This is a genomic window from Paenibacillus sp. CFBP13512, assembly GCF_005233705.1.
In the GTDB taxonomy this organism is placed as follows: Bacteria; Bacillota; Bacilli; order Paenibacillales; family Paenibacillaceae; genus Saccharibacillus; species Saccharibacillus nuruki.
Genome location: NZ_QGAD01000005.1, coordinates 91,091 through 110,248 on the forward strand (window position 1 = coordinate 91,091; position 19,158 = coordinate 110,248).

At 41.2% G+C, this 19,158-nt stretch carries 20 protein-coding genes; 18 read left to right on the forward strand and 2 right to left on the reverse strand.

Going from position 1 to position 19,158, the window contains the following annotated elements:
- The first annotated feature begins 41 nt into the window (after positions 1–41).
- From PaeCFBP13512_RS09100 to PaeCFBP13512_RS09110, 3 genes are read left to right on the forward strand one after another with little or no spacing between them, the layout of a single operon-like run.
- On the forward strand, positions 42–821 hold the full coding sequence (locus PaeCFBP13512_RS09100; RefSeq protein WP_241669333.1) for an alpha/beta hydrolase: 780 nt from the start codon (positions 42–44) through the stop codon (positions 819–821).
- Positions 822–875: 54 nt separating this feature from the next.
- Positions 876–1,538, forward strand: coding sequence for an SGNH/GDSL hydrolase family protein (locus PaeCFBP13512_RS09105; RefSeq protein WP_069327435.1), 663 nt, complete (start codon positions 876–878; stop codon positions 1,536–1,538).
- Between the two features lie 23 nt (positions 1,539–1,561).
- On the forward strand, positions 1,562–2,476 hold the full coding sequence (locus tag PaeCFBP13512_RS09110; protein WP_137222914.1) for an SMP-30/gluconolactonase/LRE family protein: 915 nt from the start codon (positions 1,562–1,564) through the stop codon (positions 2,474–2,476).
- Positions 2,477–2,637: 161 nt separating this feature from the next.
- Here PaeCFBP13512_RS09110 and PaeCFBP13512_RS09115 read toward each other — a convergent pair whose 3' ends face one another.
- Entirely contained in the window at positions 2,638–2,814 is a 177-nt protein-coding gene (locus PaeCFBP13512_RS09115) for a YjfB family protein (RefSeq protein ID WP_069327434.1), read from the reverse strand.
- 439 nt (positions 2,815–3,253) lie between these two features.
- Here PaeCFBP13512_RS09115 and PaeCFBP13512_RS09120 point away from each other — a divergent pair, with 439 nt between their 5' ends.
- The 4 genes from PaeCFBP13512_RS09120 to PaeCFBP13512_RS09135 all read left to right on the forward strand — a co-directional run bounded on the left by PaeCFBP13512_RS09120 (position 3,254) and on the right by PaeCFBP13512_RS09135 (position 6,098).
- Complete coding sequence (locus PaeCFBP13512_RS09120; protein ID WP_371748229.1) at positions 3,254–3,649, forward strand: NucA/NucB deoxyribonuclease domain-containing protein; 396 nt, start codon at positions 3,254–3,256, stop codon at positions 3,647–3,649.
- A gap of 199 nt (positions 3,650–3,848) precedes the next feature.
- Positions 3,849–4,472: a 16S rRNA (guanine(966)-N(2))-methyltransferase RsmD gene (rsmD, locus tag PaeCFBP13512_RS09125; RefSeq protein WP_137222655.1), complete on the forward strand. Its 624-nt coding sequence runs from the start codon at positions 3,849–3,851 to the stop codon at positions 4,470–4,472.
- Positions 4,465–4,980 (forward strand): pantetheine-phosphate adenylyltransferase, encoded by a 516-nt coding sequence (gene coaD / locus PaeCFBP13512_RS09130; protein WP_069327432.1) that lies wholly within the window; start codon positions 4,465–4,467, stop codon positions 4,978–4,980. Before rsmD ends, coaD begins: the two co-directional genes overlap by 8 nt.
- Before the next feature lie 92 nt (positions 4,981–5,072).
- Positions 5,073–6,098 (forward strand): YlbL family protein, encoded by a 1,026-nt coding sequence (locus PaeCFBP13512_RS09135; protein WP_137222657.1) that lies wholly within the window; start codon positions 5,073–5,075, stop codon positions 6,096–6,098.
- Between the two features lie 23 nt (positions 6,099–6,121).
- On the opposite strand, the gene PaeCFBP13512_RS09140 is transcribed toward PaeCFBP13512_RS09135, so the two are convergent.
- Entirely contained in the window at positions 6,122–7,342 is a 1,221-nt protein-coding gene (locus tag PaeCFBP13512_RS09140) for a nucleotidyltransferase (protein ID WP_137222659.1), read from the reverse strand.
- A gap of 220 nt (positions 7,343–7,562) precedes the next feature.
- On the opposite strand from PaeCFBP13512_RS09140, the gene PaeCFBP13512_RS09145 reads away from it, so the two are divergent.
- From PaeCFBP13512_RS09145 to smc, 11 genes are all read left to right on the forward strand, one after another.
- Complete coding sequence (locus PaeCFBP13512_RS09145) at positions 7,563–8,003, forward strand: YceD family protein (RefSeq protein ID WP_241669335.1); 441 nt, start codon at positions 7,563–7,565, stop codon at positions 8,001–8,003.
- Between the two features lie 60 nt (positions 8,004–8,063).
- Complete coding sequence (gene rpmF / locus PaeCFBP13512_RS09150; protein ID WP_069327428.1) at positions 8,064–8,237, forward strand: 50S ribosomal protein L32; 174 nt, start codon at positions 8,064–8,066, stop codon at positions 8,235–8,237.
- 333 nt (positions 8,238–8,570) lie between these two features.
- Positions 8,571–9,167, forward strand: coding sequence for a transcription factor FapR (gene fapR, locus PaeCFBP13512_RS09155; RefSeq protein WP_069327427.1), 597 nt, complete (start codon positions 8,571–8,573; stop codon positions 9,165–9,167).
- On the forward strand, positions 9,151–10,134 hold the full coding sequence (gene plsX, locus PaeCFBP13512_RS09160) for a phosphate acyltransferase PlsX (protein ID WP_069327426.1): 984 nt from the start codon (positions 9,151–9,153) through the stop codon (positions 10,132–10,134). Before fapR ends, plsX begins: the two co-directional genes overlap by 17 nt.
- Positions 10,135–10,220: 86 nt before the next feature.
- Positions 10,221–11,210 (forward strand): beta-ketoacyl-ACP synthase III, encoded by a 990-nt coding sequence (locus PaeCFBP13512_RS09165; RefSeq protein WP_137222918.1) that lies wholly within the window; start codon positions 10,221–10,223, stop codon positions 11,208–11,210.
- A gap of 47 nt (positions 11,211–11,257) precedes the next feature.
- On the forward strand, positions 11,258–12,190 hold the full coding sequence (gene fabD, locus PaeCFBP13512_RS09170) for an ACP S-malonyltransferase (protein ID WP_137222661.1): 933 nt from the start codon (positions 11,258–11,260) through the stop codon (positions 12,188–12,190).
- Between the two features lie 55 nt (positions 12,191–12,245).
- A complete protein-coding gene (gene fabG / locus PaeCFBP13512_RS09175; RefSeq protein ID WP_137222663.1) occupies positions 12,246–12,995 on the forward strand; it encodes a 3-oxoacyl-[acyl-carrier-protein] reductase in 750 nt (249 codons plus the stop codon).
- 83 nt (positions 12,996–13,078) lie between these two features.
- Positions 13,079–13,312, forward strand: a complete 234-nt coding sequence (gene acpP / locus PaeCFBP13512_RS09180) for an acyl carrier protein (protein ID WP_069327422.1) — start codon at positions 13,079–13,081, stop codon at positions 13,310–13,312.
- Positions 13,313–13,428: 116 nt separating this feature from the next.
- Positions 13,429–14,667, forward strand: coding sequence for a beta-ketoacyl-ACP synthase II (gene fabF / locus PaeCFBP13512_RS09185; RefSeq protein WP_161594245.1), 1,239 nt, complete (start codon positions 13,429–13,431; stop codon positions 14,665–14,667).
- Positions 14,668–14,679: 12 nt separating this feature from the next.
- On the forward strand, positions 14,680–15,372 hold the full coding sequence (rnc, locus tag PaeCFBP13512_RS09190; RefSeq protein ID WP_069327420.1) for a ribonuclease III: 693 nt from the start codon (positions 14,680–14,682) through the stop codon (positions 15,370–15,372).
- Positions 15,373–15,531: 159 nt separating this feature from the next.
- On the forward strand, positions 15,532–19,101 hold the full coding sequence (gene smc / locus PaeCFBP13512_RS09195) for a chromosome segregation protein SMC (protein WP_137222666.1): 3,570 nt from the start codon (positions 15,532–15,534) through the stop codon (positions 19,099–19,101).
- Positions 19,102–19,158 lie beyond the last annotated feature (57 nt).

Sequence of the window (19,158 nt, forward strand, 5' to 3'; positions counted from 1 at the left end):
TATATTGATAACCAGTGATAGTTCAGAAAGGGGATCAGAATGTGAGTGTAGAAAAGATATGGATCGATGGAAAAGAAGATACAGCTACCACAGAAGAAAGAGCTTATTTAGTACCGTTTATTGTAGAAAATTCGGATAAAGTGGTCATTGTATTGCCCGGCGGAGGGTATGAACATCGGGCAGACCATGAAGGTGCGCCTGTTGCAGAGTGGCTTAATCAAAATGGTATTTCTGCTTTTGTACTTCATTATCGTTTATTACCCAAACAGCAACGTATTCCATTAGAAGATGGTCAACGTGCTATTTGTTATGTACGCGCACATGCCGCGCATTATGGCATTCATCCGTCCAAAATCGCGATATTAGGATTTTCCGCAGGGGGTCATTTAGCAGCGATGACAGGTACTGTGTACGAAGAACAATCGGTGACGGTAGCAGGAGTCACTCAATCGATTAGTTCGAGACCGGATGCTATGATTTTGTGCTATCCGGTTATTACGATGGAGCACTATGGACATGAGGGTTCTCGATTATCTTTATTGGGAGCAGAAGCATCTCCTGAACAGATTCGTGCTCACAGTGCAGAGCAATGTGTTACAGCACAGACACCGCCTACTTTTATCTGGCATAATACAGATGATGATGTTGTACCCGTCCAAAATAGCTTGCAGATGGCAATGGCTTTAGAGCAACATCATGTTCCATTTGAATTACATATTTATGAGAGTGGTGGACATGGACAGGGGCTTGCTTTGGAGCACCCAGTTATGGGAAACTGGACCAAGCAATGTATGATTTGGCTTCATCGTCAAGGATGGTAATCACTGTACTTGTAGATGACCCTATTTTTGTCAGTCTAGAGGAGATGGATAGAGATGAAAATTGAAAAAAATAGCACCTTATTGATGATTGGTGACTCGGTTACTGATTGTGGACGTGGACGACCTGTAGGACAATATTGGGAGATCGGTGATGGTTATGTTTCTTTAGTCGATTCTCTTTTGCAAACGGTTTATCCTGATTATAATATTCGTGTACTCAATACAGGTACAAGTGGAGATCAGGTCAAACATCTCAAAGCTCGCTGGGAAGAAGATGTGTTCAAACACAATCCAGATTGGGTATCTATTATGATCGGGATCAATGATGTATGGCGGCAGTTCAGCCATCCACTTGAAACGGATTGGCATGTATACTTAGAAGAATATGAACAGACATTGCGTGAACTGGTACAGCAGACGTTGCCTAAAGTCAAAGGGTTAATCTTAATGACACCTTATTACTTATCAACGACTACTGAAGATCCTATGCGTGCGACGATGGATATTTACGGAGAAGCTGTGAAACGTATTGCACAAGAAACAGGGGCGATCGTTGTAGATACTCAAGCGGCTTTTGACGCATTGTCTGCTTATGTGTATCCAGCTTCATTATCGAATGGATGGGATCATGTTCATCCGAATCAAAATGGACATTTAGTGCTTGCTCGTTCATTTTTGCAAGCTGTTCAATATGATTGGAGCCGTTCTACACCATAATTGAAAAGCAAGGAGGGTTACGTATCAAAACATATACAGCAAATATCGTTATCGATGCCAAAGCCAAATTAGGTGAAGGACCCAGCTGGGATCAACAATCTCAACGCTTACTCTGGGTGGATATTGAAGGTTATCAATTGCATATGTATTATCCTTCTACCCATGAAGATCGTACTATAGATATTGGAGAGCATGTTAGCGCAGTAGTTCCGTATCTGGAAAATGAAGTGATTGTCGCACTTATTAGTGGGCTATACCGCTTAAATCTGACCACAGGTGAGAAATTCATAATTCACGATCCTGAAGAAGGCAGACCGGGTAACCGATTCAATGATGGTAAATGCGATCCAGCAGGGCGTTTCCTTGCAGGAACAATGGGTTTGAATGGAGAATCCGAGCAAGGTGCTTTTTATAGCTTAAATACCGAAGGCAATGTTTCTTTGCTAATAGATGAAGTTTCTACATCGAATGGATTAGCATGGAGCGCAGATCATAGTACGTTGTATTATATTGATACGCCAACACTTGAAATTGTGTCTTTTGATTATGATATCAATGAAGGTACCATTTCGAATAAACAAGTCGTTGCTACGGTAGACGAAAGTGAAGGATATCCGGATGGAATGACGATCGATGCAGAAGGTATGTTGTGGGTCGCTCGCTGGGGAGGCCAACGTGTCTCACGTATTGATCCAACCAGTGGCAAAGTGATTGCAGAAGTCTCCTTGCCTGTTAACTGTGTCACGTCTTGTACTTTTGGTGGTGAGCATTTGGATGAGCTTTATATCACAACAGCGCAAGATGATGATAGTGCAGATCAACCGTTAGCAGGTGGTTTGTTTATGGTTAAGCCAGGAGTGAAAGGGATGCCAACCGCTTACTTTAATCAAGGGAAGCGTGCAGTAAATCTTGAGCAATCTGTGACTTCAAAAGAATAGAAGATATCTTATACAATAGAGCACAAATATAACGTAAAACAGAGCAAAAAGCTTCAATCGGTCTAGATTGAAGCTTTTTGCTCTGTTCCCAAGTCTGCTGATAACAGACAAGGCTACATATTCGGCATCATAAAAGATAAGAAAAGTGATCTTATACAGAATTACGCGCGAATATCTAGTGATCCTCCCAAATTCGGGTGAGGTGCTTGTTTAAGCATTTCTGCCATTTGTTGACCTTGTTGCTCAGCCATGTCTTTAGATAACGAAAGTACTTTGATACCAACAGCTTGCGAAAGCGAACTTTGGCTCATTGCCGTGGATAATGAAGCGATATCCATGATAGGACCTCCTTTCGTTGCCTCTATTGGAAATGAAGGCATACCTAATCTATATCGGACAATCCCTATAAAATATAAATCCAAGCAAAATAAAATTAATCTTATTTTCAGCTAATCATCAGATTAATTTCATATCAAGCGTTTAATATACAGACATACCCCTTTTGAAATAAATATAAATATAGACCCTGTCGATAATCGATGGGGTTATTTTTTTGTGATTTTATGTTAGGTATATGTTAATTTTATGTAAAATGTAATCGCAGATAAAGACAATGATTAAATATTACTCACAATTTATGTTTGTTAAATTTACATAAATCTATTTTAAAAATCACAAATTGCAGTTAAAATAATCTCATATCCTATATTATTTAAATAAAAAATGGAAGGAAGTTGATGTATGAAAAAGATTTTGTTTACAGCTATGACGTTTATGATGTTAGTAACGGTGTCATTTTTAGTGCAAGGTGAGGGCAAAATACATAATACGATATACGCAGCAGCAGCCTATGATTACACACTTACTTTTCCAACCAGTCGTTACCCTGAGACAGCCGATCATATCAAAGACGCGATTGCAGATGGACATTCTGAAGTCTGTACGATTGATCGGGATGGCGCAGATCAAAGACGTGAAGATTCATTAAAAGGAGTACCTACCAAATCCGGTTATGATCGTGATGAGTGGCCGATGGCGATGTGTCTTGAAGGCGGTACAGGAGCTGATATCCGTTATGTCACACCTTCAGACAACCGCGGAGCAGGATCATGGGTGGGTAACCAATTGACTAAATATCCGGATGGAACCAAAGTGAAATTTATATTGCAATAATGAACTTTATAGCTCGTAGTCAATCGATTTTAAAATACAGAAGGTCCCTACATTGCTTGTAGGGGCTTTTTGATATATACATCATCATATCTATATCTAGCATGCTAATCTAAGCTGAGGATACATTCCTTTTGAACCATAGACATGATATGATACGATAGCTTTGTACATCGTAGAACTGACATATGAAGCCAAATAGATGGTGATACGAAATATCATAAAGACAGGTGAACACAAGATGAGAGTCATATCAGGCAGTGCCAAAGGGCGTCCATTAAAAGCTGTACCCGGTAATGGAACACGTCCGACAACAGACAAAGTAAAAGAATCGATTTTTAGTATTATTGGACCTTATTTTGATGGTGGAAAAGTATTAGATCTTTTTGCAGGTACAGGCGGTCTGGGGATCGAAGCACTCAGTCGTGGTATCCAGCAAGGGGTATTTATAGATTTGGAACATAAAAGTATAGAAGTGATTCGTGGTAATCTACAAGTGGCTGGCTTGACCGAACAAGCTGAAGTGTACCGTAATGAAGCAGGACGTGCACTGAAAGTATTAGCCAAACGTGAAGCCCTATTTGATCTTGTATTTCTTGATCCTCCTTACAAAATGAAAAATGGGATCGAACTGATGAACGAAATGCATGAACGAGGATTGTTAGCTCCAGCAGCAACGATTGTTCTAGAGTATGAATCAGGACATGATTATCCAGAAGAACTAGAACATTTCGTGTGTATTCGTCATGTGGTTTATGGAGAAACAGCGATTAATGTATACGAATATGAACCACAACAACAGGGAGGACAATCATCCAATGAGTGAACATGGAACCAAATCACATCTAGCGGTTTATCCAGGGAGCTTTGACCCTGTAACGATGGGGCATATGGATATTATTCATCGTGCTGCTAAGCAGTTCGATCATCTGGTGGTGGCTGTTTTGAATAATATGAGTAAAAAGCCCCTATTTAGCGTGGAAGAACGGGTTGAATTGTTAAAAGAAGTCACCGCAGATTTGCCAAATGTAACCATTGAAAGTTTTCGCGATCTGTTAGCTAATTACATACGTGAACGCCAAGCGCAGGTGATTGTGCGTGGTATTCGTTCAGTGACTGATTTTGAGTATGAATTACAAATGGCTTCGATCAATCGTGAACTGAATCCAGATGCAGAGACTATTTTTATGATGACCAATCCGAAATATTCTTATTTAAGCTCGAGCGTGGTTAAAGAAATCGCTCGTTTTAATGGCAACGTATCTGAATTTGTACCGCCTATTATAGAAAAACATTTAAAACAAAAGTTCAGTGAAGGTCCGGATAGCGAGTAGTTAAATCGCGAATATGGAATTGAGGACATAAGCGTGGGATAATAAGAGTAGCCGCCAAGTGAGGCTGTAAAAGAATCAAAGGAGAGAAAAACATGCCTGGCCGATTATTAAAATCCCCGATGAGCCGCAAACAATCTTTTTTGTATATTATTTGTGTTGTTATTCTGGTCTATGTACTGGTATATATGCCAACTCCTTATATGATCAATGGACCTGGTAGTGCCGATGAATTGAAGCCCATCGTAAGTGTGGCTGGTGGCCAGAAGGATGAAAAAGGAACATTTATGCTAACCACCATATCGGTCACTTACGCCAATACAGCAATGTTGATCGCTTCTTTATTTGATTCCAATGAAGAAATTGTTCGCAAAACAATTCAAAGTAATCGTGCTGAATATGAAGCAGAACAATTGTATTATATGAGCAGTTCACAATCGTATGCGATCGCTGCTGCTTACAAAAAAGCAGGCATTCCTTACGGTGTAGAACCTCAGTATGTATTTGTGGTTAGTGTACCGGATGCTCGTACTTCTATTCATGCCGGGGACAAATTTATTTCTATAGATCAGCAACCGATTACATCGTTTAAACAACTGGAACAAGTATTACAAAGCAAAAAAAATGGCGATCAAGTGCAAGTGGTGCTTGAACGTGCAGGTACTCAGATTACTCTGCCTGTAAGCTTAACTCAATTTAAAGATAGCGACGGACAAGAACGTGTCGGATTTGGCGTATCGATCGGTGAAGTCCAAAAAATCGCGCCTAAAGATGCGGATCATGAAGTTCATTTTGCCAATACTAATATTGGTGGGCCTTCGGCTGGATTGATGTTTACATTAGAAATCTATAATCAATTAACGTCAGGAGACTTAACCCGAGGACATCGTATTGCAGGTACAGGAACGATTAATCCTCAAGGTCAAGTTGGAGAAATTGGTGGTGTTCAGCACAAAGTGGTCGCAGCTCAGCAAGCAGGAGCAACTATTTTCTTAGTGCCTAAAGGCAATTATGCCGATGCCAAAGCACAATTAGCCAAAATGAAATCTTCGATGCAACTGATCTCGGTAAGTACGTTAGATGATGCACTTAACGCATTGAATACCTTATCAACTTCATAATGGTTTTGTTTATTTTGAAATCATTATATTCTAATCGGAGAGCGTCTATAATCCGAATATAAAGTAGAAGATTGCTGTACAGCAAAGCAAGAAGCTTGAATAGCAGAAGCGCGAATATCTAGCTCCATATGAACATGATCGGTATCTGTCGGTTTGGTAATCACCGGTAGAGAAGCGGTCTTTTTCATTTGTCGTAATAATTCTCTGCCTGTGTCTGTAAAGCCAAGTACACGAATATAACCGGGACCTTGTTCCAACTGTTCGATGCTCAATACCGACTTCGTATGACCTAATAATAGATGTGCAATAAGACGTTGTAGACGTGTATAGGTATAACGTTTGGTTTTGAGTGCTGTCATCAGATCAGTAATACTGTAATTTTGTAAAGTAGGTAATATTTTTTTGAAACGATATTCCAACCCTTCACTCATATCATAATACTGTGCAAGTTGTTGTGGCGAGTGCGTGGTAATCTGCTGAAATAAAGATTGCCATAACTGATCAAGCTTTACAGGGCCACGACCTGCGGCTATTTCGCGCTCAATAATGGACATCGTACTTGCGGGCAGATATGGTGTTGCTTGCTGAACATCACTAAATAGAAGCCTGCGTACTGCTGTAGCGCTTGCAATCTGTTCATGAGTCGGTTGAAGATCATGATATTGCGATTGTTCTCGCTGGATCGTCTCCGGCAGTATAGAACTATTTAACCGATTCAGCGCAATCATATATTGAAGTCCAAGTGTATTATTAGGTTGATCTAACAAAGATGTGGCTTGATCTGGTATACTATAGAGACTGGCTACTGCTTGACCAAGCGCCGCAGGGTAGCTTATCCCTTCTTTAAGATGATTCTGGATAAGTAGACGCAGTTCAGGTGATTCGTTCGTTAGCAGGTCTGCTAAAGCTTTTAATGGGGACAGAGAACCAGACTCACTACCGAACACTAATGAATCTACAAGACCCGTCGCTTCAAGAAGTGAAACTGCGCCATAAGCGAACCACTCAGCAGGTTGTACAGTATAAGCAGAAGGTAACTCGATAACCAGATCACATCCAGCATGTAGTGCCATTTCAGTACGTGCCCATTTGCTAAAAATAGCCGGTTCGCCACGTTGTGTGAAGCCACCACTCATCACAGCAACGATAGCATCACATTCTGTTTTTTCTCGTGTCCGTTGTAAATGAAGTAGATGTCCATAGTGAAGTGGATTATATTCGACGATTATTCCTGCGACTTTCATAGATAGGCTCCTTTTTAAAACTCAAGCATTGATATTGAATATAGGTATCAGTATAAACGAAAATAGGTGTTAACCAAAATACCTTAACAAATATTCATTGACAAAGCTTGCGTATAATCGGTATAATAATTTTTGTTTGTTTGGAGTGATAATGATGCAATTTCAATTTAGAAAATTGGCGCAAAGCGATCAACCGATAGAGTTTCATGACACGCTTGACATGAGTTCCATTTTAAAGGAACATAGCGATGTTCTGTCTTATACACCTCTCCAAGTAGATGTGAAAGCGGCGCAAAGAGTCAATGAAGTGGTTGATGTACAAGGAACACTGAAACTTGACTTACAGATGGCGTGTGTACGTTGTCTGAAGCCTGTGGATTTGAACTTACAGTTCGAGATTCAGGAAGAATTCAAGCATGGTGAAGAACCAGAAGATGTAGCTGAAGATAATGATACACTGTATGTGAATACAGATACTGTTGATTTAGCTCCATATATGGAACAAGCTGCTGTACTTGAACTTCCGCCTGGAGTATTATGCAGTGAAGACTGCAAAGGTCTTTGCCCGACATGCGGAGTCAACCTGAACGAGCAGGATTGCGGTTGTGACAACACACCTATCGATCCGAGAATGGCAGGACTCAAAGATTTCTTTAAGTGATTTAATGATCATGTAATATGTTCATTGGATAAGATTGATTAGATGAAGGAGGTGGGAACAATGGCAGTACCTCAACGGAGAACTTCCAAAACACGTCGTGACAAACGTCGTACACATTTTAAATTGGCAGTACCTGGTTTGGTGAAATGCGAGCAATGCGGAGAAATGAAATTGGCTCACCGCGTTTGCAAAGTATGCGGAACATACAAATCAAGAGAGATTATCAAACAATAGTCTTTCACAAAGGTAGTACTTCATCATTTGGTGAAGTACTATTTTTTTGTATATTTATAATTTGGTATATCAAACACAATGTTCACAGAAAAATCGTGTTTAGCGGATAACCTAGACCAGACACTTTCTTTTTAGTTCAATATGCTTTATACTACATTCTTAGTACCAGGTTCTAAAAATGAACGGCAACATGAAATTAAACTAAAACCGAATAGGTTTACATATATTTTTGAATACAGTAGTACCCGGATAGAACTTTTCAAGTTGTATCTTTAATTTTAAAATCTGTGTGCGATTTGCGTAACACGAAGGAGGTGCGTAGCCATCGAACGTTTGCCCAAACGGCAGCGCCAACAACGGCTCGTGAAGATTATCGAAGAGAATCCGTTTGTGACTGATCAAGAATTAACCAGACAATTAAAAGTCAGTATTCAGACGATTCGTCTAGATCGAATGGAACTTGGAATACCGGAGTTGCGTGAGCGAATGAAATTGATGGCTGAGCGCTCCTACGATCAGGTAAAATCACTTCCTCTAGATGAAGTGATCGGAGATGTTGTTGATCTGCAACTCGACAAAAGTGGAATCTCTATTTTTGAGATTCGTGAAGAACATATATTTTCTCGTACACAGATTGCACGTGGACATCACATTTTTGCACAGGCGAATTCATTAGCGGTCGCTGTGATCAATGATGCGATTGCTTTGACAGCATCGGCAGATATCAGATTTGTCCGCTCGGTTCATCTGGGTGAGAAGTGTATTGCCAAAGCATATGTGCAATCTAATCCTGCACGTAAAGGAAAAGCCAAAGTAGAAGTACTGACGTATGTTGGTGAAGAAATGGTATTTCAAGGAAACTTTACAATCTATCGTTCAGATGGTGAAGAACAGCATGAAGGAGGAGTAGATCATGATAATCGCCATTGATGCGATGGGCGGAGATCACGCTCCAGACAGCAATGTATTAGGTGGACTCGAAGCCGCCAAAGAATGGAAAGATACCGAGATCATTTTAGTTGGAGACGAGACTCGTATTCGAGCATTACTGACAGAGATTCCATCCAACTTAAAAATAGTACACACGACTGAAATTATTGAAGCAGAAGATGAGCCCGTCAAAGCTGTTCGTCGTAAAAAAGACGCTTCAATGGTTGTAGCAGGTCGCATGGTCAAAGAAGGCAATGCTCAAGCGATGATCTCAGCAGGGAATACAGGCGCACTGATGACAACAGGCTTGCTCGTTGTTGGTCGTATTAAAGGCATTGAGCGTCCTGCGCTGGCGCCTATGATTCCAACGATTGACGATGGCGGAACACTTGCGCTTGATCTTGGAGCTAATATGGACGCAAAACCAGAACATCTAGCACAGTATGCGCTGATGGGTAGCATTTATAGAGACAAAGTTCATGGTATTACTAACCCGCGTGTAGGATTATTGAACGTAGGTACAGAAGCCAACAAAGGCAATGAATTAACCAAAGAAGCTTACCCGTTACTAGAAGCATTGCCTATTAATTTTGTAGGAAATGTAGAAGCACGCGATGTACTTAATGGAGTCTGTGATGTGTTGGTCTGCGATGGTTTTGCAGGGAACATTATGTTAAAGTCACTTGAGGGTACAGCATCAGCGATGTTTTCACTGCTCAAACAACAATTTAGCAAATCGCTCAAGACCAAGATTGGGGCCGCATTATTAATGCCCGAACTTCGCAGTCTCAAGGGCAAGCTAGATTACAAAGAGCATGGAGGTGCTCCTTTACTTGGATTGAACGGACTTGTTCTCAAAAGTCATGGTTCATCTGACGCTGGAGCCATTAAGCATGCTGTTCGTCAGGCAAGAATAGCGATCAGCAATCAGTTGGTTGAAAATATATCTAAAGAAGTTATACAATAAGCATCTTGCGTCATGTTTTATCCATCCCCACCGTAATGACGTGGAACGAAAACGATGAGGAAATTAGTGGGAAGAGAGTGACACCAATGATTAATGTTTTACCTATCGGTATTATCGGAACAGGAAAATATGTTCCTGAAAAAATATTAACAAATGCAGATCTTGAAAAAATGGTTGAAACGAATGACGAATGGATTGTCAGTCGTACAGGTATTCGTGAGCGTCATATTGCAGCTCCAGAGCAAGCAACTTCTGATTTAGCCTATGAAGCAGCCATCAAAGCATTGGAATCAGCAGGTATGGATGCAACAGAATTGGATTTAATTGTAGTAGCTACGATTACACCAGATACCTTTTTCCCTTCAACCGCTTGTATTTTGCAAGATAAATTAGGTGCAAAAAATGCGGCGGCTTTCGATTTATCAGCAGCGTGTTCTGGATTTGTCTATTCACTAGCATCTGCAACAAGTATGTTGCAAATGGGTTTATATAAAAATGCTTTGGTTATTGGAGCAGATACGTTATCACGTATTACAGACTATACTGATCGTAACACTTGTGTGTTGTTCGGTGATGGTGCTGGAGCAGTAATTATCGGTGAAGTGGGCGAAGGTCGTGGATTTAAATCATTTGATCTTGGTGCTGAAGGTTCTGGTGGCGAATTATTAACAATGCCAGCAGGTGGTTCAAGATTGCCAGCTTCCGCAGAAACGCTAAGCAACAATCAACATTATATTCGTATGGGTGGACGTGAAGTTTTCAAATTTGCCGTTCGTGTGATGGGTTCAGCAACCGATGAAGTTCTTCGCAAAGCAGGAATGACTAAAGATGATATCGATATTTTGATTCCTCACCAAGCGAATATCCGTATTATTCAATCCGCGATGAACCGTCTAGAGTTGTCAGAAGATCGAGTGATGATCAATGTTGATCGATATGCGAATACTTCTGCGGCATCTATTCCACTAGCATTAGTAGAAGCTGTGGAACAAGGACGAATCAAAGAAGGCGATCGTGTCGTTATGGTTGGTTTTGGCGGCGGTCTAACTTGGGGCGCATCTGTATTAGTATGGTAATCCAACGAATTTGATTGGTAACAGATAATAGGGAGGAGATGATTCCTATGGGTAAAATAGCATTTGTATTTCCAGGTCAAGGCGCTCAAAAAGTAGGTATGGCAAAAGACGTTTACGATGCATTACCTCAAGCAGCAGAGTTGTTCAAAACAGCTGATGAAGTATTAGGTTTTAGTATCAGTGAACTTGCTTTTGAAGGGCCTGAAGAGCAATTGAAACAAACAGCGAATACACAGCCTGCTTTGTTAACGGCAAGTATCGCTTTGTTTGAAGCTTTAAAATCTAAAAATATTACACCTGATTATGTAGCAGGTCATAGTCTTGGAGAATATAGTGCTCTTGTAGCCGCTAATGCTTTGGATTTTGATCAAGCTGTAGCGATTGTACGTGCACGTGGTCAATATATGGAGCAAGCTGTTCCATCCGGTCAAGGAGCTATGGCTGCTGTACTTGGAGCAGAACGCGAACCTTTAGCGGCATTGTGTGCTGAGATTTCAGCTACAGGACATGCAGTGGAACTGGCTAATGTGAACTGTCCCGGACAGATTGTAGTATCAGGTTCGGTGGAAGGCGTAAATGCTGTAGCAGCAAGAGTCAAAGAAATCGGTGGCAAACGTGCGATTATGCTTGAAGTGAGTGGGCCTTTCCATTCTTCTTTGATGAAATCAGCAGCAGATCAATTATCTGAGCGTTTACAAACGGTATCTTTCCGTGATGCGATTGTACCGGTTGTGGCGAACGTAACAGCCAAAACAGTGACTCAGGGAAGCGATATTCAAGCGTTACTGGTAGAACAGGTATACTCTCCTGTATTATGGGAAGATAGTGTTCGTTTTCTGATTCATGAAGGTGTAGATACTTTTATCGAAATTGGCCCTGGTAATGTATTAACAGGATTAATTAAAAAAATAGATAAAAATGTACGCTTGATTAATATAAGCAGTCTGGAAAGTATAGAAGCACTTCAAGTGGAAGTTTAATCTTCCCTCCAGAAGCCGGATCAGATGATTCATTTGAAAAGGAGATGCGTATGTTATGAGTAAGCCACTTCAAGGACAATCTGCTTTGGTTACAGGAGCTTCACGAGGCATAGGTCGTAGTATTGCGATTGCACTAGCAGAAGCTGGAGCAGATATCGCAGTTAACTATGCGGGTAGTGAAGATGCTGCTAACGAAACCGTACGTCTGATCGAAGAGTTAGGCGTCAAAGCTTTTGCTGTTCGTGCTAATGTAGGAATAGCTACAGAAGCCGAAGCTATGGTCAAACAAGTTAACGAAACTTTTGGTAAAATCGACATTTTGATTAATAATGCAGGAATTACCCGTGATAACCTGATCATGCGAATGAAAGAAGACGAATTTGATCAAGTCATTGAGACGAACCTCAAAGGTGTGTTTAATTGCCTCAAAGCGGTTACACGTCCGATGATGAAACAACGTTACGGTCGTATTATTAATATTTCTTCTGTAGTAGGTGTACTGGGTAACCCTGGACAAGCCAACTATGTCGCAGCCAAAGCAGGTGTAATTGGTTTAACCAAAGCATCCGCAAAAGAATTAGCTTCACGTGGCATCACAGTGAATTGTGTGGCGCCCGGATTTATTGCAACAGATATGACGGATGAACTGAGTGAAGAACTGCGTAACAAAATGCTAGAAGGTATTCCGCTTGCACGTCTCGGTCAACCCGAAGAAATTGCATCGGTTGTTTCTTTCTTAGTATCACCAGCAGCTTCTTACATGACAGGACAGACGCTTCATGTGGATGGCGGTATGTACATGTAAAAGAAGTACAATATCTCTTTTAGGGATATGTGGCTTTTTACGTGTGATTTTCGTATAATACTTTGGAAGAGGAGGTGAAACGGATGTCTGATGTTTTGGATCGTGTAAAACGCATCGTTATTGACCGTTTGGGAGCTGACGAAGCTGAAATTAAATTGGAATCATCTTTTAAAGATGATCTTGGCGCAGATTCGCTTGATGTAGTGGAACTTGTTATGGAATTGGAAGATGAGTTTGACTTGGAAATTTCTGACGAAGATGCGGAGAAAATTACGACCGTAGGTGAAGTTGTAACTTACATACAATCTCATACCTAAGGCTTAACTAAAGTCCCGTTACCTGCTTGTTAGCGGGCCGGGACTTCTCCTCATTTTGGCGTCTTTTGGATGGAACACAAAATATACACATGCAGTCGATATAGAGGTGAATGTGTTTGAAGCATAGAGTAGTAATTACAGGCTTGGGAGTTATGACTTCCCTTGGTAAAGACAAAGATACATTTTGGAATAATATCATTACCGGTCAATCCGGTGTAAGTACCATTGAAAGTTTTGATGTCAGTGGTTATCCTACGCAAATTGCTGCTGAAGTGAAAGACTTCAATGCAGAAGATTATATGGAACGTAAAGAAGCTCGCAAAATGGACCGTTTTGTTCAATTTGCAGAAGCAGCAACGGTTGAAGCTTTGAAAGACAGTAAGCTTAATATTGCAGAAGATACAGATCCTGAGCGTGTTGGGGTTATTATCGGATCAGGTATTGGTGGTCTGGGTACATTTGAAGATCAGCATGCTATTTTGATGCAAAAAGGACCAAAGCGAGTAAGTCCATTCTTTATTCCAATGATGATTGCGAATATGGCTTCTGGTCATGTATCTATTCTTCACGGCGCTAAAGGACCTAACTTGGCTCCTGTCAGTGCGTGTGCAAGTGGTAGTCATGCCATAGGAGATTCATTCAAATTTATCCGTGATGGTGAAGCAGACGTTATGATTACCGGTGGTGCTGAAGCAACGATTCGTCCTTCGGGATTGGGTGGTTTCTGTGCGATGCGTGCGATGTCTACACGTAACGATGATGCAACAACCGCAAGTCGTCCGTTTGATACCGGTCGTGATGGATTTGTAATGGGTGAAGGTTCAGGAATTATGATTCTTGAATCACTGGAACATGCTCAAAAACGTGGAGCTCATATTTACGCTGAAGTGATTGGTTATGGACTAAGCGCAGATGCTCACCATATGACAGAGCCTGATCCTGATGGTCCAGCTCGTTGTATGAAAATGGCGATTCGTAGTGCAGGTATTGCACCGGAAGATATTGATTATATCAATGCTCACGGTACATCGACTCCTGTAGGCGATAAGTCTGAAACCAAAGCAATCAAATTAGCATTAGGCGATCATGCGTATAACATCGCTGTAAGTTCGACCAAGTCGATGACAGGTCACCTTTTAGGAGCAGCTGGTGGTATTGAAGCTGTAATCTGTGCACTATCTTTAGAAAATCAGATTATCGCTCCTACAATCAATTTGCATAATCAAGATCCTGAATGTGATTTAGATTATGTGCCGAATGAAGCGCGCAAAGCAGATTTGAATGTAGTAATGTCCAACTCTTTTGGATTTGGGGGGCATAATGCCTCAGTCATCCTGAAGAAATTTGAAGTGTAAGGAGTCAGTTTCTTGAACGGAGATGTGAAACAGCTACAACAGCAAATTCAAATCCAATTTCAAAACCGTCAATTACTCAAACAGGCGTTCACACATGCTTCGTATGTGAACGAACATCGTTTTAGTCAACATCAAGACAATGAACGTTTGGAATTTTTGGGTGATGCGGTTTTGGAATTGACAGTGTCGGAGTACCTGTACAATGCATATCCTGAGCGTCCTGAAGGTGAACTTACGAAGTTGCGTGCAGCGATTGTATGCGAGCCTTCGTTGGTGAAGTTTGCGGAAGCGCTCGACTTTGGCAGATACGTTTTGCTTGGCAAGGGAGAAGAATTGACAGGCGGACGTCAGCGTCCAGCACTGCTCGCTGATGTTTTTGAATCTTTTATTGGAGCATTATATCTGGACCAAGGCTTAGAAGCTGTGAAGTCTTTTCTAAACGCACATGTATTCTCAGGCATTTCTCCAGGTGGGCAGTTCCAGATGATGGACTTCAAGACCGAGCTTCAGGAGTTAACTCAGCATCACAATATGGGAGTACTGGAGTATCGTATTATTGAAGAGAAAGGCCCTGCACATGAGCGGGAGTTTGTCTCGGAAGTATGTATGGGAGAAGAGAGTTTAGGTCAGGGAGCCGGGCGTTCTAAAAAAGAAGCAGAGCAACGGGCAGCTGCCGCGGCATTGAATCGGTTGAAGTTGAAATAAACCGTTCTCTTTTCTGACAATTACAGGACAAACAAAGAGCAAAGAGCAGTCACAGCCAGCTTGCGTGAATCAAGAGGCATCGACCGCTTTTTGCTCTTTTTCCATTGATGAAACAGCAGGTAATTATGCTACAATAGCAGTAGAGGTGAACAACGAACTATGTTCCTGAAAAGAATAGAATTAGCAGGATTTAAATCTTTTGCGGATAAGACAGAAATGGAATTTGTGAAAGGTATTACCGCCGTTGTCGGACCAAACGGTAGCGGTAAAAGCAATATATCTGACGGGATCCGCTGGGTGCTTGGTGAGCAAAGTGCCAAGTCTCTTCGTGGTGGCAAAATGGAAGATATTATTTTTGCAGGTAGTGATAGTCGGAAGGCAGTAAGTTATTCAGAAGTGTCGCTTACACTTGATAATGAGGATCAGACGCTACCACTCGATTTTGGCGAAGTTACGATTACGCGCCGTGTACACCGTAGTGGAGATAGCGAATATTTGATCAACAAACAATCTTGTCGTCTAAAAGATATTACCGAGCTGTTTATGGATACAGGGATAGGGAAAGAAGCTTATTCGATTATCGGGCAAGGACGTATCGAAGAAATACTAAGTACTCGTTCGGAAGATCGTCGGGGTATTTTTGAAGAAGCATCTGGAATTGTGAAATACAAGTCTCGTAAAAAAGATGCGGTTCGTAAATTAGATGATACCGAGCAGAATTTGTTACGTATCTATGATCTTGTACATGAATTAGAAGATCAGATTGAACCCCTAAAAGAACAATCTACCAAAGCGATTCATTTCAAAGAACTCAAAGAAGAGCTTAAACATAAAGAAATATCGCTCTATGTTCATGGTATCGAACGGATTCATACCGCATGGAGTACAGCAAGTACCAAAATGGCTGAACTGGAAAAAGTACAGCAAAAGTTAGCAAGTGTTGTATCCGGTCATGATGAGAAGCTTGAAAGTGAACGTGGTGCTCTTCGTGAAGCAGAAGAAGCTGTAGAGCAACTACAAGGATTACTGCTTCAATATAGCGAGCAGACGGAGAAATCAGAAGGTCTGGGTGAATTACTCAAAGAACGCCGTCTAAATTTAGAACAAAATCAAAAGCAATTAGGTGTAGCTTTAGAGCGTAGTGAAGAACGTACCAGTCAGCGTACAGGAGAAAGCCAACAATTACAGACCAAGTTTGCTACCTTAACGAAGCAATTGCAAGAGCTACAGCAAAATATTACTCAAGAAGAAAATAGCCTGATCCAGATTAATGGTGGTATCGGACAACATCAGGAAGAAAGCTTGAAAGGCGAATTGCTAGAACTGATGAATACGATGGCACAAGCTCGTAATGAAATTCGGTACGCAGATCAGCAGACCGAGAATACACAACGCCGTATGGTACGAGCAGAAAGTGAATCTGGTAAATGGAAAGCCGAGAAAAAACGTCTCGAAGATAGCAAAGCTGCTTCTGCCCTACAGACGGATAAATTAGCTAAAGAAATTGCTAAAGTACGTGTTGATTATATTCAACATAGTGAGCAATTGCATAAGTTACAGAAGTCTGGCGAAGAAATGCAGACAGCCATTCGCAAATGGGAGCAACGTCGTGAAGCATTAGTGTCTCGCCGGGATACGATGCAGGAAATGCAAGAAGACTTTGAAGGCTTTATGCTAGGCGTTAAAGAAGTGCTCAAAGCTTCACGTAACTCACAACTGCACGGAGTACACGGGGCTGTAGCCGAACTCATCACCGTGCCTGAGAAATTAGAACTGGCAATGGAAACGGCGCTTGGTGCTTCAGTACAGCATGTGGTGATGGAAGATGAAGAAGTATCGCGTAAAGCGATAGCATTTTTGAAGCAACGTCAATTAGGCAGAGCTACATTTTTACCTCTTGATGTTATTCGTCCACGCAAAATGCAGGATAATGACAAACGACTTGCTGAAAGTGCAGAAGGTTTTGTCGGGATTGGTGCTGAACTGGTCGACTATGATGAGCGTTATGCATCGATAGTCGGTAGTCTGATCGGCAGTGTAGTCATTGCAGAGACGTTAGAGCAAGCCAACCGTATCGCAGGCAAATTAGGATACCGTTACCGGATCGTGACGCTTGAGGGCGATGTTGTCAACGCAGGTGGATCGATGACCGGGGGTAGTCAGCACAAAAAGAATAATAATTTACTTGGACGTAAACGCCAATTGGATCAGTTGGGAAATGAGATCACTGAAAGCGAGTCTCAAGTGAAACGTCTGCAAAAAGAAATTATTGATGTGCAGAAGCGTCTGCAAGATCATGAACATCGACTGGATCAATTGCGAGCGGATGGGGATCGTAAGCGTACAGAAGAACAACAGGTCGCAAGCGAACTCAAACAAATCGAGCATGAGTTACGTCATGTGAATGAACAATATGAATTGTATGGACAAGAGACAAGTAGCTATACTGAAGAACTTGCAGGGATTGCCAAAGCTCGTAAAGATGCAGAACAGAAACTAATTGAATTGCAAAAGCAAGAGCAAGCGATTCAAGATAGTATCCAAAATGCAGAAAAAATGCGTAAATCGAATGAGTCTGCTAAAGAACAGTTGCAAGAAAAAGTAACTGATCTCAAAATTCGTGAAGGTAAACTGAGTCAAGAAATCTTCTCACTAGAAGAACAATTATCCCGTTCACAGGAAGAATCACAAGATTATGGTCAAGAGTTGGAGAGCAATCGAGAACAACTGGCTGTTATTCTTAAAGATTTGGAAAAAAATGAGCGTGAACAAACGAAGCAACGTACTGATTTGGAACGTCTACGCCGTAAACGTACAGAAACCAGTGAACAACTTGAATTGAAACGTGCAGAACGAATACGACTTCAACAAAAGTTAGAACTGGAAGAAAACGAAACACGCGAACAGCGTAACGAACTCAAAACCGTTGAAGATGAATTGCGCAAAATAGAAATTCAAGTCAATCGCTTGGATGTAGAACTTGAAAATATTTTAGCCAAATTGCGTGAAGATTACGAACTCACTTACGAAATGGCAAAAAGAGATTATGAATTACCAGAAGATATTGAAGTGGCTGAAAAAGAAGTGCGTCATCTGAAATCCAAAATCATGGATCTGGGTGAAGTAAATCTAGGAGCGATCGAAGAATATCAACGTGTGAATGAACGTTATGAATTTTTGACGCTTCAACAAAACGATCTGGTCGAAGCCAAAACAACACTATATCAAGTCATTCGCGAAATGGATGAAGAAATGTCCAAACGCTTCAAAGTCACATTTGATGCGATTCGTGGTCAATTTGGTACGGTATTTAGTAAGTTGTTTGGTGGAGGTCGTGCAGACTTGGTATTGATCGATCCTGAACGTATGCTTGAAACAGGAATTGATATTGTTGCCCAACCACCGGGTAAAAAGTTGCAAAATCTACAATTGCTTTCTGGTGGCGAACGAGCATTAACAGCGATGGCATTGTTATTTGCCATTTTACAAGTTAAACCTGTACCGTTCTGTGTACTCGATGAAGTAGAAGCGGCACTGGATGAAGCGAACGTAGTGCGGTTTGCACAGTATCTAAGAGAGTTTTCAGGATTAACACAGTTTATCGTAGTGACTCATCGCAAAGGCACTATGGAAGAAGCTGATGTGCTATATGGAGTCACGATGGAAGAAGGCGGCGTCTCGAAGCTAGTTTCTGTTAAATTGGACGATGAAGAAGCAGATATCGCTTAATCTATTTACATTTTGATAGGCTTATTATGGACTATATATAATTGATCATCTGGAGGA